This window comes from Colwellia sp. NW0002-52-1 (genome assembly GCF_057550865.1).
Genome location: NZ_BAAJLU010000006.1, coordinates 81,853 through 96,645, shown reverse-complemented (window position 1 = coordinate 96,645; position 14,793 = coordinate 81,853). Strand labels below are relative to the sequence as shown.

Genomic DNA, 14,793 nt, shown 5'->3' with positions numbered 1-14,793 from the left:
ATAGATGTTAGTAAATTTTTCTAAAATGCATGGTTTAGGTAATGACTTTCTTGTACTCGATAATGTAACGCAAAACGTTTACTTGTCGAATGAGCAAATAAAGCAGCTTGCCGATCGAAACTTTGGTGTCGGCTTTGACCAAGTATTAGTGGTTGAGCCGCCGTATGATCCTGATTTAGATTTTCATTATCGAATTTTTAATGCCGACGGTAGTGAAGTTGGGCAATGTGGTAATGGCGCACGTTGCTTTGCAAAGTTTGTGCGTTTAAAAGGCTTAACCAATAAACATAAAATAAAGGTCTCAACGCAATCGGGCAAAATGACCTTATTTGTTGAGCGTGACGGTAATGTTTCAGTCAACATGCCGGTACCGCAATTTGAACCACCAAAAATTCCATTTACCGCACAAAAAGCCGAAGGAACCTATATTCTGCGCAGCGAAGACGAAACTGTGCTTTGTGGCGTTGTTTCTATGGGTAATCCACATTGCGTCTTAACGGTAGACAATGTAAAAGAAGCACCCGTAGAAGTTTTAGGTAAAGCATTATCATTTCATGAGCGCTTTCCTGAACAAGCAAATATTAGCTTTATGGAAGTTGTTTCACCTGAATATATCAAACTACGCGTTTACGAACGTGGGGCAGCTGAAACCTTAGCTTGTGGTAGTGGCGCTTGTGCTGCTGTCGTTATTGGCCACATGCAAAAAAAGCTCAATCGACAAGTATTGGTTGATTTACCCGGCGGACAATTAAAAATATTTTGGAAAGGCCCCGGTAACTCAGTAAAAATGACAGGTCCCGCCGTGCACGTGTTCGATGGGCAAATAAACCTATAAACAAGATAAACCTATGCAAATAAATGATCAAAACTTACTGTCTGATGACGAAATAAAACTAACCGATGAATTAATCGTCGCTTACCTTCAAGAAAATCCTGAGTTTTTTAACCGTCAGGCTGACTTTGTTACCACCTTAAGACTGCCCGATCATCAGCGGGGCACAATTTCTTTAGTGGAACGTCAACTATCTCAACAACGACATAAAATTCATAATCTAGAAGAAGAAATCACCCAATTAATGGTAATTGCTAATCAAAACGAGCAACTTTTTTCTTTATATAGCGATCTCTACCTACGCCTACTTGATTGTACTACCGCCGTTGAACTACTCGATTGCTTACATCAAGCGACGACACAATTATTATCATTAGATGCGTTAAAATTATGGTTAGTTAAGCCAACTAAAGTTAGTCACAGTGCTTTAATTAACAATAATTGTGCTGAAATAATTGAAAACAGATTAAGTAAAGATGAATATTATTTTGGTCGATTACAACAAAGCGAACAAACATTGATTTTTGGTGAATCCAACGCCGGTTCAGTTGTTTTAGTTCGCCTTATGCATAACCAAGAAGATATCGGTTTCCTGGCGATTAGTAGCCAAGATGCAGAGCATTTTGACCCACGAATGGATACCTTGCTGTTGGGGCAATTTAAAAAGTTAGTCGCTAAATTACTTCATCAACAACTTTTCTAGGCTGAAGTATTGTGAGATTTTATCGTCGGCTGCACCCTTTTCATGCTATTAGCTTTGATTTAGATGATACTTTGTACAGTAACCACCCAATTATGTTGGCTACCGATACCAAGATGATCAAATATTTTAAAGCTATTTTCAGTGACTATGGTTTAGATAGTACTTTATATGCCTTTGATATGACTTTCTGGTGGCCTTTTCGCCAACAAGTTATCGCACAGTCACCTTGGATAAAACATGATATAAGCCTGTTACGAGAAAAAACCTACTATCTTGGCGCTATGTCATTGGGTTTAAATGACACAGAAGCACAAAAAGTTGCTACTTTAGCCTTAGCTTATTTTGTTGAACAACGCAGTAACTTCACGCTACCACAACATACGCACGACTTTCTAAGCACCCTTCAGCGCAAAATTCCTTTGGCTGCGATCACCAACGGCAATGTAGATACCGACAAAATAGGTATCGCAAAATATTTTACAGCCCACTTTAATGCGACCACCGAAAATAAATTAAAACCTGATCGCGATATGTTTGATAAAACCTGCCAAACCCTACAAATAAGCCCTTCACAATTACTGCATGTCGGTGATTGTGGTAAAAATGATGTTTTTGGCGGTATTAACGCCGGCTGCCAAACTGCTTGGTTAAATCCCTACCAAGTAGGTAAAGCCCTGAAAGTTATTCCAACCCTAGCACTTGACCATATTGAACAGCTAATCAAAATTGTAAAATAAGTAATTATATTTACTTCTTTATATTAAAAAACAACCAAATTAACGTTAATATTTCAGTAAACAATATCACTTTATATATTCATTAACTTCACAGGCTTATAGCGTTATCAAAACAGGGCTGAACTTGTTATGATAGCAGCATAATTTTGCTTTAGATTTTACCTTGCTATGGATGTTTCTGAATTACTTGACTCGTTAAACGATAAACAACGCGATGTGGTGGCTGCACCATTACAAAATATGTTGGTGCTCGCTGGCGCGGGCAGTGGTAAAACGCGAGTTTTAGTTCAACGTATAGCTTGGTTAATGAAAGTTGAGCATGCATCTTCTCACAGTATTTTAGCAGTAACTTTTACCAATAAAGCCGCAGCAGAAATGCGTGCCCGAGTAGAACAAACCGTTGATGGCAACGTACATGGTATGTGGGTTGGTACCTTCCATGGTTTAGCACATCGTTTATTGCGCATGCACTTTCAAGAAGCCAAGCTACCGCAAAGCTTTCAAGTACTTGATTCTGATGACCAACTTCGTATGGTTAAACGTATTGTGCGTTCCTTAGAATTAGACGAAAAACGTTGGCCACCAAAGCAATTTCTTTGGTATATCAATGGTAAAAAAGATGAAGGTTTACGTCCACAACATATTGATACTCAGTACGATGCGACCGAAGAAACTTTTGTTAAAGTTTATCGTGTTTATCAAGACACTTGTGACCGAGCAGGCTTAGTAGATTTTGCCGAATTATTACTGCGCGCTCATGAACTTTGGTTAAACAACCCAGAATTACTCGCACATTATCAACAGCGCTTTGCCCACGTATTAGTAGATGAATTTCAAGATACCAATGCCATTCAATATGCCTGGTTGAACATGCTAGGTAAAAAAAGTGGCAGTGTCATGATAGTAGGTGACGATGACCAATCTATTTATGGTTGGCGTGGTGCAAAAATTGAAAATATTCAACGCTTTTTACAAGACTTTGATGGCGCAAAAACCATTAAATTAGAACAAAACTATCGTTCAACAGCCAACATTCTTAATGCCGCTAATCAGTTAATTGGCAACAATAATAATCGCCTCGGTAAAGACTTATGGACCGAAGATGATGCTGGCGAAAAAATATCTATCTACACCGCATTTAATGAAATAGACGAAGCTCGCTTTATTGCCGGACGCATTAGCGATTGGAAAGATAAAAAAGGCTCACTCGATGATGTCGCTATTTTATACCGCAGTAACGCACAATCACGCTTAATGGAAGAAGCGTTAATTCAAGCTAAATTGCCGTATCGTATTTATGGCGGTTTACGATTTTTTGAACGTCAAGAAATTAAAGACGCGCTTGCTTATTTGCGCTTACTGAACAACAGAGATGACGATGCTGCATTTGAGCGTGTTATTAATACACCGGCGCGTGGTATTGGTAATCAAACATTGAGCTTAGTTCGTGATGCTGCACGTAGCCTCGAAAGTACGCTCTGGCAAGCCTGTCAGCACATGATGAAAAATGAAGAGCTTAAAGGTCGCAGCGCAAAAGTGATCAAGCAATTCATTAATGTTATTGATCAGTTAGAAGATGACTCTAGTCACTTAAATCTCGACCAACAAGCAAATTATGTTATTCAGCATTCAGGCCTTAAAGCCATGTATCAAGCCGAAAAAGGTGAGCGTGCTGAAGCTCGTATTGAAAACTTAAATGAATTAGTTACGGCATGTCAAACCTTTGAGGTTGATCCTGAGCTTGAAGAAGAACAAAGTCCGCTTACCTCATTTTTAACTCATGCTGCATTGGAATCAGGTGAATCGCAAGCCGACGATTATGAATCTGCCGTGCAACTGATGACTATGCATTCAGCTAAAGGCCTTGAGTTTCCATTGGTATTTATAGCTGGTTTAGAAGAAGGTATGTTCCCTTCGCAACAGTCGGTTGAAGACCTAAGTCGTTTAGAAGAAGAGCGACGTTTATGCTATGTAGGTATGACCCGAGCAATGCAAAAGTTGTACTTGTGTCATGCAGAAAGCCGTCGTTTATATGGCCAAGAGAAGCATCATAAAGCCAGTCGTTTCCTACGAGAATTACCCGATACTTGCACTGAAGAAATTAGAATGCAAAACCAAGTAAGCAAACCCAGAACCACCGGGAAATTCTCTTCAGCGCTGACCTTAGAAACCTTTGGTAACTCAGGCTTTAAGTTGGGTGAAAATGTTCGTCATGCTAAGTTTGGTGACGGCGTGGTATTAAATTATGAAGGTAGTGGTCCACAAAGTCGTATTCAAGTTAACTTTGCTGATGTGGGGTGTAAGTGGTTAGTCGTTGCTTATGCTAATTTAGAGAAGCTCTAAATATTTAATCGAATATGACTTAGCACGCTTGAGTTAAGTCTCAAGCGACATTCCTACCATTAAAGCACAAAATAGAGCGTGCTTTTTAACACGCTCTATTAACTGATATAAACTTATATTAACTTTGTCGCTGCTAACTTAGCAGCTTTACGTCTGGTTTTTACTGAGTCAAAGCTAAATATTGCCAGTGCGGTCCAGATACAAGCAAAGGTAATTAATTTCGCAAAATAGAGTGGCTCTTGATAATAAAAGGTTGCCAAAACAAACATAATACTTGGCCCTATATACTGAAAGAAGCCCAATGCGGTTAGGGTCATACGCTTCGTTGCTGCAGAAAAGCAAAGTAAGGGTGCGGTAGTTACTATACCGGTACAAATTAATATTATATTTAATGACATAGCATTTTCGAACATATTATTGGTATTGGTTTCTAAAAACACTAACCAATAAATTAGCGCGATAGGTAACATCATGAGTGACTCAACTAATAACCCAACAAATGAGTCTAAAGGTAGCTTTTTCCGCAATAATCCATAAGTAGCAAAAGTACCGGCCAACGCTAACGATATAATGGGAACCGAGCCAACCATAATAAGCTGAATCATCACGCCAATAAATGCCAAACCTACAGCAAATAACTGCCAAAACCTTAAACGCTCACCTAAAAACACCACGCCCAACGCCACACTAAGCAACGGATTAATATAATAGCCAAGACTAGCATCGAGTAGGTGATCATTATTAACCGCCCAAATAAACATAAACCAGTTTACGGCTAAAAAGCTCGCCGATATTGTTAACTGCATGACTATTTTAGGTTGTGTAATGGTGGCAACAAAGCTGCCCCAACGCTTAGTCAATAAAACAATTAGCATCAATAACACGGTCGACCATACTACGCGATGAACAAGAATTTCATCGGCATCAATATGATCAATTAATTTAAAGTATAAAGGCGCAATACCCCACATGGTGTAAGCGCATATGGCAAAAATAATACCGCCACGAAGAGCGTTAGTTTCAGTTGTTGGCATGAAGTGAACTTAAGGACTAAATTTTGCTAAGGAACAAACATAATAACATTATTAATTTAAACAGCCTATCAACAAGTTAATACCCGCTAAGGATATTGAGATACTGTGACCGTTAATTTTATTTAGCTTTGGTTCAAGTAACTAATTTATAACTTATTATAAAAACTCCTGTTCAAGCACGTTAAAATTCAGCTTAATATTGAAAAAAATCTCCGCACAATGTCATTACTACTGTAAAATGTCCGTTGATTTAATTTAATAAAGACTTTCTGTTGCAAGCCATATCCTCAACAACATTAACTGACTCTCTGAAACATCATTTTGGTTATCAGGCTTTTCGTCCTGGCCAAGAAGAAATCATCAATCAGGCGCTTCAGGGCCGTGACAGTTTAGTATTAATGCCAACGGGTGGCGGGAAATCAATGTGTTTTCAGCTACCTGCAACTATTTTGCCCGGTGTTACTATTGTTGTTTCCCCCTTAATCGCCTTAATGAAAGATCAAGTTGACGGTTTGGTACGACAAGGCATTGCGGCAGCATTTGTTAATTCATCACTTGACGCTGACACGATAAACGATATTTTTCGTCGTTTGGGGCAAGGCGAAATAAAATTACTTTATGTTGCACCTGAACGGCTAAAGAATTACTACTTTATTCAAGGGCTTTCTCAACTGAATATCAGTTTATTTGCTATTGATGAAGCGCATTGTATTTCGCAATGGGGCCACGACTTCCGCCCAGCTTATACCCAACTGCATTTACTAAAGCAAAATTTTCCACATGTACCTGTGATGGCACTCACCGCCACGGCAGATGTCACCACACGCAGAGACATACTGCAGCAATTAGCCCTAAACGATCCTTATATTCATCTTGATAGCTTTGACCGCCCCAATATTCGTTTTACTTTGGCAGAAAAATACCAAGGTGAACAACAAGTTGTCGGCTACATTAAAAAACGTAAAGATGAATGTGGCATTATTTATTGTAATAGCCGCTGGCAAGTTGAAAAGCTAGCCAAGCGTTTAGCTGAAACCGGTGTTAATTGCTCTGCGTATCATGCTGGTTTAGAGCCCGAAATTCGCAATATTATTCAAGATAAATTTGCTAAAGATGACATACAAATTGTGGTCGCAACAGTGGCTTTTGGTTTAGGCATTAACAAATCTAATGTACGCTTTGTCATTCATTTTGAACCGCCAAAAACCGTTGAATCTTATTATCAAGAAATAGGCCGAGCAGGTCGTGATGGTTTACCAGCAGAAGCGCTGTTTCTTTACGATGAAAAAGATGCTGAACGCATTAATAAGCGCATTAGCGAGGGTGAAAACGAAGAGCGTGTCAATGTTGAGCTACAACGTTTTCAGGCTATGCGTGGCTTTATTGATGCTCAAACATGTCGACGCAGAGTAGTATTAAATTATTTTGCTGAGTTTACTGAAAAAAGCTGTGGCAATTGTGACATTTGTTTAGACCCACCAAGCCAGTTTGATGCAACACAAGCTGCACAAAAAGTACTTTCCTGTGTTTATCGCATTGAAGAAAATGGTGATGTTGAGCATGTTGTTGCAGTGTTACGCGCAGAGTTAAATAATAAAATAACCCAGCTTGGTCATGACAAAGTATCAACCTTTGGTATTGGCAGAGACAAAACCCCCGGTTATTGGTTTTCAATTGTTAGGCAATTAATTCATTTAGGCTATCTACAACAAGATATTGCTGCCCAATCCAACTTATGTCTTACGCAAGCCGCTGGCGATATATTAAAAGGTAAACATCCTTTAATGTTAGCTGCGCCGCGTTTACAAAAAGCGAGTTATTGGCAAAGTAATAAACGCGAAAAAGTTTATGACAGAGCATTATTTGCTAAGTTGAGATCCCTACGTAAAGAAATAGCTAAACTTGAAGATATTGCGCCTTTTATTGTCTTTAACGATGCGACATTGTCTGAATTGGCGAGGGTAAAACCTACAACAACCAGGCAGATGCTCAATGTTAGTGGTATTGGCGATACAAAGCTTGCCCGCTATGGTGAGCCGTTTTTATCTTTAATAAAACAACATCAAAGCTAAACATACCCTAAATTTTGAAGACAAAAAAAGCGCTTAATAGCGCTTTTTTCAAAACATAAAACTTATTATTTAAGGCCAGCGTAGTAAGCTGCGATGTTAGCAACATCTTCATCAGATAATGCCATTGCCATAGGCGCCATTACTGGATCTTTACGGTTGCCCGATTTAAAATCTTTTAATTGCTTTGCAAGGTAAGCTTCTTTTTGACCAGCAAGATTAGGGTACATAGGAACAGCAGAAATACCAGCAGCACCGTGACAAGCTGCACACATAGCTGATTTTGCTTTACCGGCAGCTGCGTCACCAGCAAATGCTGGAGAAGCCATCATAACAGTAGCAGCAACGGCTAAAGTAAGTTTTTTCATAGATAATATCTCTCTTTGGTAAATAATTTTAAGGGATCCTTTGTTGATTATATGTAAAAAAAATACTGTTGTCGTTGCTTTTTTTAAATGCACACTCGGATGAAAAGTAATCTATTACATTACTGCAACAATATATGTTTTCAACAATTAACTCATTTGAAGTAGAAACGGTATGCTAAAAGAAAATAATATAGAAATCATAAAGCTTGATGAAATAAATAACACAACACTGCAACTTTCATTTAATGTTGAATGGACAATGGATGATAAAGCCTCAATAATTGATCATATTTTACGCTTAACATCAGCGAAGAAATTAGAAGTTTTAGAAGGGGCAGATCTTTATAGTTTAAGAGTAAGAATTGCTGATAATGAATTTTTTCTCAATTTTGAAGAATATAGCCACGCTTGTTGGTTTGAATGTGTTAGCGAACAAGACATCTGCGGGTTACCAGCCCTGAAACAACTTTTATTATAACTAACAACATAAGACCTATGCTTTTATTTACTTGGCAGAAAGTCTTATACCAAATGTCATAAGTTATTGACCAATGTTAAGCGAGGATAAATTGTTCAAGAATACATGTTTATTGTTCCAGACTAAACATAAGTACCTGCATCCCTGCAGGCACATGTTTATTGTTCCAGACTAAACATAAGTACCTGCATCCTAAGTTATTAGCGCAATGAAGGAGCATATTGTCGAGTAATAGCGGGCGTGTGTGATTGAAAACAACGCCGTTATTGACGATTTAAACCGCCTTAAAATGATCGATTATTTATTTTAATTGGTATTAATATTTAAATTGTATAGGAATAGCTAGTGGAAAAAATTCTCATCAGCAGCTGCTTTTTAGGTAATAAAGTGAGATACGACGGTGGTGACAACTTATTAGTTAATGCCACACTTTTGCGTTGGCAAGAAGAAAACCGTTTAGTCGTGATCTGTCCTGAGCTAGCAGGGGGGTTAACTACGCCAAGACCTCCTGCTGAATTGCAAGTTATTGACGGCAGCATTTCAGTTAAAACTATAACGGGTCAAGATGTGACTAACGAGTTTAAACAAGGTGCCTCTAAAGCGTTAATAGTCTGTCAAAAACATCATATTCGATACGCCTTGTTAAAAGAGTCTAGTCCTTCTTGTGGTAGCACAACTATTTACAATGGTAATTTCAAGCAAGAAAAAATCCCAGGACAAGGTGTTACCAGTGCAATATTAAGAGCGAATGGAGTAAAGGTATTTTCAGAAAAAAACTTACCGCTTTTAATAACTGAACTCAGCGCAGATCAATAAATACCGGTTAAGTATTAGCAATATTAACGTGGTTAGTTCGTTTACTAGTATTATCATTAATCAGTGCGCGTGTTTGGTTAATAATATTATTAGCGCTGGTAGCAACATTAAAATCGCTAACACCAATACTCAGCGTCATTTGAGGTAACCTAGTACCTGACTTACTAGTAATAAACCTTAATTTTTCAACACTTTGTCGAATTTTTTCAGCTACTTCACCAGCAACAATTCGTTTTACATTAGGTAATAAAATTAAAAACTCATCGCCAGCGGTTCGTACCGGTAACCCACTCTGTCCAACATAACTGCTAACTTTATTGGCAATTTTTGTTAATAATACATCGCTGATTAATGGGCCTAAGCTTTCATTCATTTGAGTAAACTGATCAATATTAATAACAATTGCTGCAACTTGCTTTTTGGGGTCATCACAAAGCCAAAGTTCTAAATGCTGATTCATTGCTTTCATATTATATAAACCGGTCAGCGGATCTAAGTAGATTTCTTTTTTGACGTCGTCCAACTCTACACGTAAAGCGGCTGTAGATTTTTGTGAAGACTTAAGCTGTTTAGCAAGCTTTTCTTGCTCATATTTGAATTGCTGAGTTGTTAAACGTATTTGTTTAATAGCGTTGAATATTTCGCTTCTATCTTTAGATTTTAGATTAACAATATTTTCGTCTAACTCAGTCACTAATCGCTGAGTATTAAGGCTAGATTGTTGACTATTAGCCTGTAAATCTACGAGCACTTCATCAAGATCGTCAATTAATTCACCTCTAAAAGCACTTTGTCCTAAAATATATTGACGATACATTTCTTCTAAAAAGAAGTTATCGAGTTTCTTTTTAGATGCCAGCTGCTTTTCAATAGCACTATTAAGACTTTTTGAGTGTTTATTAAGGTAGCCGTAACTTACCGCGTAATTGATTGGAGTCGCCGCTATATGCCATAACTGCAATTGTTTTATGGCGGCATGCATTTTTTGTTCAGCTTGTGCTATGGAGTCATGGTACTGCACTATGCCAACTTTTTATTTCATTATTGCTAAATTTAACCGGTAGGTTATTGTCCAGTAATTTACATGAAAGTGCCATAATAAAATGCCTAAAGCCTGCAACAAGTAGCCATTTTGTGGCTAAAAAGCACAAAACGCGATCCTAATAGACTAAAGTGTTGAAAAATTAAGACGTGATCGTAATCTTTGCTTTATAAATGGTTTCGATTTGTTATGGTAATTAAATCAGTGACTATTTTAATATAATTAACATTTGAGATTTCTAATGAAAGCTTTTTCAATCACCTTATTCCTTGTTGCATTTATTATGGGTTGTCAGTCGACAAAACCTAACGCTCCAGTTGTTAGCAACAACCTTGAACAGATAATTAAAGACTACCAGCAATTTAAAGACAACCAAAACCCGTTTAATCAAGATATTGCCGGCGATACTAACAGTCGATTACCCGATTTATCTCCAAAAAATCTACAAGTGCAACATCTAGCACTGTCTGAAATTTACCAGCGACTATCGGCAATAGACGACAAAAACCTTAATCAATCTGACGCCATTAATCATTCAGTTTTGTCATATAGCATAAAAAACCAACTCGATAATTACACCAACAAAGAGCATTACATGCCATTAACCGCTGAGTCAGGGTTCCATGTTTGGATTAGTCGAATTAAGAGCCAAGTAAGCTTTAAAACTGAACAAGACTATCGCGATTACATTTTGCGTATGCAGGCTTTACCAAAATATTTTACTCAACAAATGTATTGGATGGATAAAGGTATTGAAGAAGGTATTACTCAACCAAAAATTGTACTGCTCGGTTTTGAAGACTCTATTAAAGCATTTATCAAGCCTGATGCGAGTTTAAGCACTTATTATCAACCATTTACTGCCATGCCTGAGTATTTTTCACCACAATTAAAAGCGCAACTAAAAGCAGAAGCTATTAACGCTATTGTTGAGTCTGTAATACCCAGTTACCAACAATATTACGACTACATGATAAATCGCTATCAACCCAATGCACGAAAAAATATAGCCGCAAGTTCTTTACCCAATGGTGATAACTATTATGTTAATCGATTACAACACTATACAACCTTACCTAATACAGTTGATGAGGTACACAATACCGGTCTAGCCGAAGTAAAACGTATTCGCCATGAAATGGACACCATTATTGAGCAACTAAACTTTACCGGCAGTTTTGCTGACTTTGTCCACTTTTTACGCACAGATAAACAATTTTACGCCACTAGCCCAGAAGGTTTATTAAAAGAAGCCTCGTTTATTGCTAAAAAAATGGATGCTCAATTACCAAAACTATTTAAGACCTTGCCACGCACACCTTACGGCGTTATTGAGGTACCGGCGAACATTGCACCTAAATATACAACAGGCCGATATTCTGGCCCTTCACGCGATGATCAAGCCGGTAATTATTGGGTTAACACCTACCGTTTAGATCGCCGCCCTCTCTATGTTTTAGAAGCGCTAACGTTACATGAAGCAGTACCCGGACATCACTTACAAAACTCTATTGCTCGTGAAATGGAGAATGTGCCTCAGTTTCGAAATAGTACTTATATTTCTGCGTTTGGTGAAGGCTGGGGACTTTACTCAGAGTACTTAGGTAAAGAAGCTGGATTTTATCAAAGCCCATATAGTGATTTTGGTCGCCTAACCTATGAAATGTGGCGTGCTTGTCGCTTAGTTGTTGATACCGGTATGCATGCGAAAGGCTGGAGTCGTGAACGTGCTATGAACTATTTAGCTGATAATACCGCTCTGTCACTGCACAATGTAAAAACTGAAATTGACCGTTACATTTCTTGGCCTGGCCAAGCGTTATCTTATAAAATGGGTGAGTTAACCATCAAAAAGTTACGTCAACATGCAGAACAAGAGCTAGGTACATCATTCGACTTACGCGATTTTCATGATCAAATATTAAAGAATGGTTCAATGCCATTATCAATGTTAGAAACCTTGATTTATAAGTATGTTGAAGATAAAAAATCGCTAGATAAAAGCAATAATGAAGAAAAGCGATGAGAAAACAAAGGAAGGCACGCAAAGTTACCAGAGACTAGAATGAAGGAACCGATAAATTAAGATAAGCCCCCACTATATCTAAATTTTGCAGTTCCGCTATCATAGGTTGCCCCTTAGATCGGTAACTTTGCGTCTCCAGTTTTCACTGGATTTGCCCTTATTAAGCTTAAAAAGCTCAGTAACAATTATAAATAAAGAATTATATTTGTAAACACCTTTTAATATTACCTTGGCAGCAATAATTAAAACGTTGATATTAAATAACTTATTATTTATAGCTTAGGCTTAAAGTAGTAATACTAATGGTAAATTACGCTGTAGAGTTAATAATTTTTCAGCTTTAATTCTACATTATCAGTGCTAACTGTTAATTAAATACTTTAGATAAAATATAGTTACAGTAAAAAACAAAAATGACCCACAACCTAAAAATGGAAGTTAACGTTCAATGAATCGAATGCTAATAGGTTTTTTAATCAGTATTTGTATCTCGCTTTCTATTCAAGCAAGTGAAACGAATAATGACATTAATTATATTCAAGTTATTGACAATTATTACAGTCTAAACAAAGAATTATTACTTTCACAAGATGTGGTCGATACAGCACAATCAATTGTCCATTTTAGAGATCAATTTAGCTCAAACACCATCGCCAAAGCATTTTCGCTTTTATCTGATGTTGCTTACAATCGAGGTAACTTGCTTGTGGCATTTCAACTCGCACAATATGGTAGTGAAATTGATCAAATAGCTACCGAAATACAGCTAGATTTAATGTTAAAAGTTGCTCGCGGCTATTATGCACAGGGGAACTACCTCCAATTACAAGATACCTCACAGGCTGCAGCATGGTTGGCTGAACAAGCCAATAATATGAATTATCATTTACAAGCTCTCGCATACTCTGTTGTCGCCTATGCATTAAGTGCTGAATACGAGGAAGCAGTAAAAACGCTTAATAAAGTTGAAACGTTACTCAATCAAAATCTCACCAATGTGGATCAAATAACATTGCTTGAAACTATTGCTCAAGCACATTTCTATTTATCAGAATATGACAACGCTGTAGAAATTCTCACACATGTCATCAAGTTACGCACTGACATGGCAAGATCAGAAGGCCTTGCTCGCAGTTATCATTTAGTGGCTCAAGCTTATTATCAATTGCACCAATATGATGATGCATATAATGCTTTTTGGCAGTCATTAGAATTTTCTAAACAATATAAACTCAACATACATACAGCTTATGCCGAGCTTGGTCTAGGTCAGGTACTACTTGAGCAACAGCGGCTTAAAGCGGCAAAAAAACACTTACTCAATGCCCAAGAGGTATTTAATCAATACAACTTAGTACGGGTTAAACTGTCGGCTAAAATTAGTTTAGTTAAAGTTTTATTTGCCTTAGGCGAGAACCAAGAAGCGGAAAGTACGTTGCTTTCAGCGCAAGTATTAACTGAAAATATTGTGCTTTCTCCACAGCAAATTGAATTGTATTTGTTATTAACCGACTACTATATTGCAAAAAATAACTTTCCTCTTGCGCTGAAAAATCAAAGTCTTTATTTATCATTATATCGAGGTATATACCCTAACGTTAGCGTAAAAGATTCATTCGCTAGAGCCGCTATATCAACAAGTGATAAAGCTAAAAAACTTGCTTTAAATTTAGCAGAGCAAAGCCAACTTAGTCTAAAATTCAACGAAAAATATACTCAACAAAAAAATGTCATTATTCTGCTTTCTCTGCTCTTATGCTGTAGCACTATTTTTATAGCTTTTTGTCGTTTTCAGACTCATCGCCAACAACTTACCCGTAGTTACGATGAAATAGAATTACCTCAAAACCAATTAGCACAACCAGTACAAACAAAACGTTGGTATCAACAGCAATATAAAATAGCTAGAAAATATCAATATGAAGCTTCTATCGCCTACTTAAAAATAGAAAACTGGCAAGAATTGAGCTTTCGCTTTAATCGGAAAATTCTTAACGATGTCAGCCAAGCACTGGCTATTATTATCAATGAGAACATCGATGAAGAAGATTACGCTGGAGTAATAAGCACTGGCGAATATTTATTTTTATGCCCTCACCAAAGTCCTGAGCAGGCAGTGATAAAGTTAACGCGTATTAAACAAGCGATCAGCACTCGCTTTTTCGCAAATTTAGGAGACTACTCGGTTAAAGTAGTATTCTCAATAGATTCGCCAAATATTCAAGATATTGATCCCTATGTATTTCTTTCACGGTTAAGCGAATGCTCTAGTAAAGAATAAATTAAGCTGTGTTGTTTAAAGTGGTCGGGGGGAGACTATGAAGTATTAAAAGGTAGCAATAAAA

Annotated in this window: 12 protein-coding genes and 1 riboswitch; of the genes, 9 read left to right on the top strand and 3 right to left on the bottom strand. The window is 37.4% G+C overall.

The window, feature by feature from the left end; genetic code table 11:
- Window positions 1-4: 4 nt before the first annotated feature.
- From dapF to uvrD, 4 genes are all read left to right on the top strand, one after another.
- Window positions 5-835 (top strand): diaminopimelate epimerase, encoded by an 831-nt coding sequence (gene dapF, locus AC27H3_RS08120; RefSeq protein ID WP_487105200.1) that lies wholly within the window; start codon window positions 5-7, stop codon window positions 833-835.
- A 13-nt stretch (window positions 836-848) separates the two neighbouring features.
- The gene (locus tag AC27H3_RS08115) at window positions 849-1,535 is read left to right on the top strand and encodes a DUF484 family protein (protein WP_487105198.1); all 687 of its coding nucleotides are present in this window, start codon (window positions 849-851) and stop codon (window positions 1,533-1,535) included.
- Between the two features lie 11 nt (window positions 1,536-1,546).
- Window positions 1,547-2,272, top strand: a complete 726-nt coding sequence (locus tag AC27H3_RS08110; protein WP_487105197.1) for an HAD-IA family hydrolase — start codon at window positions 1,547-1,549, stop codon at window positions 2,270-2,272.
- A gap of 168 nt (window positions 2,273-2,440) precedes the next feature.
- The gene (uvrD, locus tag AC27H3_RS08105; RefSeq protein WP_487105195.1) at window positions 2,441-4,615 is read left to right on the top strand and encodes a DNA helicase II; all 2,175 of its coding nucleotides are present in this window, start codon (window positions 2,441-2,443) and stop codon (window positions 4,613-4,615) included.
- 113 nt (window positions 4,616-4,728) lie between these two features.
- On the opposite strand, the gene rarD is transcribed toward uvrD, so the two are convergent.
- A complete protein-coding gene (gene rarD, locus AC27H3_RS08100; protein ID WP_487105193.1) occupies window positions 4,729-5,649 on the bottom strand; it encodes an EamA family transporter RarD in 921 nt (306 codons plus the stop codon).
- 272 nt (window positions 5,650-5,921) lie between these two features.
- Here rarD and recQ point away from each other — a divergent pair, with 272 nt between their 5' ends.
- The gene (gene recQ / locus AC27H3_RS08095) at window positions 5,922-7,721 is read left to right on the top strand and encodes a DNA helicase RecQ (RefSeq protein WP_487105191.1); all 1,800 of its coding nucleotides are present in this window, start codon (window positions 5,922-5,924) and stop codon (window positions 7,719-7,721) included.
- Window positions 7,722-7,786: 65 nt separating this feature from the next.
- On the opposite strand, the gene AC27H3_RS08090 is transcribed toward recQ, so the two are convergent.
- Window positions 7,787-8,086 carry a c-type cytochrome gene (locus AC27H3_RS08090; protein WP_085300846.1) on the bottom strand — a complete coding sequence of 100 codons (300 nt, stop codon included), beginning with the start codon at window positions 8,084-8,086 and terminating at the stop codon, window positions 7,787-7,789.
- 172 nt (window positions 8,087-8,258) lie between these two features.
- Here AC27H3_RS08090 and AC27H3_RS08085 point away from each other — a divergent pair, with 172 nt between their 5' ends.
- A complete protein-coding gene (locus AC27H3_RS08085) occupies window positions 8,259-8,564 on the top strand; it encodes a DUF3630 family protein (RefSeq protein WP_487105189.1) in 306 nt (101 codons plus the stop codon).
- A 345-nt stretch (window positions 8,565-8,909) separates the two neighbouring features.
- Window positions 8,910-9,380: a 2-thiouracil desulfurase family protein gene (locus AC27H3_RS08080; RefSeq protein ID WP_487105188.1), complete on the top strand. Its 471-nt coding sequence runs from the start codon at window positions 8,910-8,912 to the stop codon at window positions 9,378-9,380.
- A gap of 7 nt (window positions 9,381-9,387) precedes the next feature.
- Here AC27H3_RS08080 and AC27H3_RS08075 read toward each other — a convergent pair whose 3' ends face one another.
- Window positions 9,388-10,401, bottom strand: coding sequence for a GGDEF domain-containing protein (locus AC27H3_RS08075; protein WP_487105186.1), 1,014 nt, complete (start codon window positions 10,399-10,401; stop codon window positions 9,388-9,390).
- Window positions 10,402-10,663: 262 nt separating this feature from the next.
- On the opposite strand from AC27H3_RS08075, the gene AC27H3_RS08070 reads away from it, so the two are divergent.
- Together AC27H3_RS08070 and AC27H3_RS08065 are read left to right on the top strand one after the other, a co-directional pair.
- Window positions 10,664-12,448, top strand: a complete 1,785-nt coding sequence (locus tag AC27H3_RS08070) for a DUF885 domain-containing protein (protein WP_487105184.1) — start codon at window positions 10,664-10,666, stop codon at window positions 12,446-12,448.
- Window positions 12,449-12,531: 83 nt separating this feature from the next.
- A riboswitch (cyclic di-GMP riboswitch) is annotated at window positions 12,532-12,614 on the bottom strand.
- A 282-nt stretch (window positions 12,615-12,896) separates the two neighbouring features.
- Window positions 12,897-14,729 carry a hypothetical protein gene (locus AC27H3_RS08065; RefSeq protein WP_487105182.1) on the top strand — a complete coding sequence of 611 codons (1,833 nt, stop codon included), beginning with the start codon at window positions 12,897-12,899 and terminating at the stop codon, window positions 14,727-14,729.
- Window positions 14,730-14,793 lie beyond the last annotated feature (64 nt).

Bases quoted from the DNA above. Each gene is read 5' to 3' on its own strand.
- dapF (WP_487105200.1), top strand. From the start codon at position 5: ATGTTAGTAAATTTTTCTAAAATGCATGGTTTAGGTAATGACTTTCTT.
- AC27H3_RS08115 (WP_487105198.1), top strand. From the start codon at position 849: ATGCAAATAAATGATCAAAACTTACTGTCTGATGACGAAATAAAACTA.
- uvrD (WP_487105195.1), top strand. From the start codon at position 2,441: ATGGATGTTTCTGAATTACTTGACTCGTTAAACGATAAACAACGCGAT.
- rarD (WP_487105193.1), bottom strand. From the start codon at position 5,649: ATGCCAACAACTGAAACTAACGCTCTTCGTGGCGGTATTATTTTTGCC.
- AC27H3_RS08090 (WP_085300846.1), bottom strand. From the start codon at position 8,086: ATGAAAAAACTTACTTTAGCCGTTGCTGCTACTGTTATGATGGCTTCT.
- AC27H3_RS08085 (WP_487105189.1), top strand. From the start codon at position 8,259: ATGCTAAAAGAAAATAATATAGAAATCATAAAGCTTGATGAAATAAAT.
- AC27H3_RS08070 (WP_487105184.1), top strand. From the start codon at position 10,664: ATGAAAGCTTTTTCAATCACCTTATTCCTTGTTGCATTTATTATGGGT.
- AC27H3_RS08065 (WP_487105182.1), top strand. From the start codon at position 12,897: ATGAATCGAATGCTAATAGGTTTTTTAATCAGTATTTGTATCTCGCTT.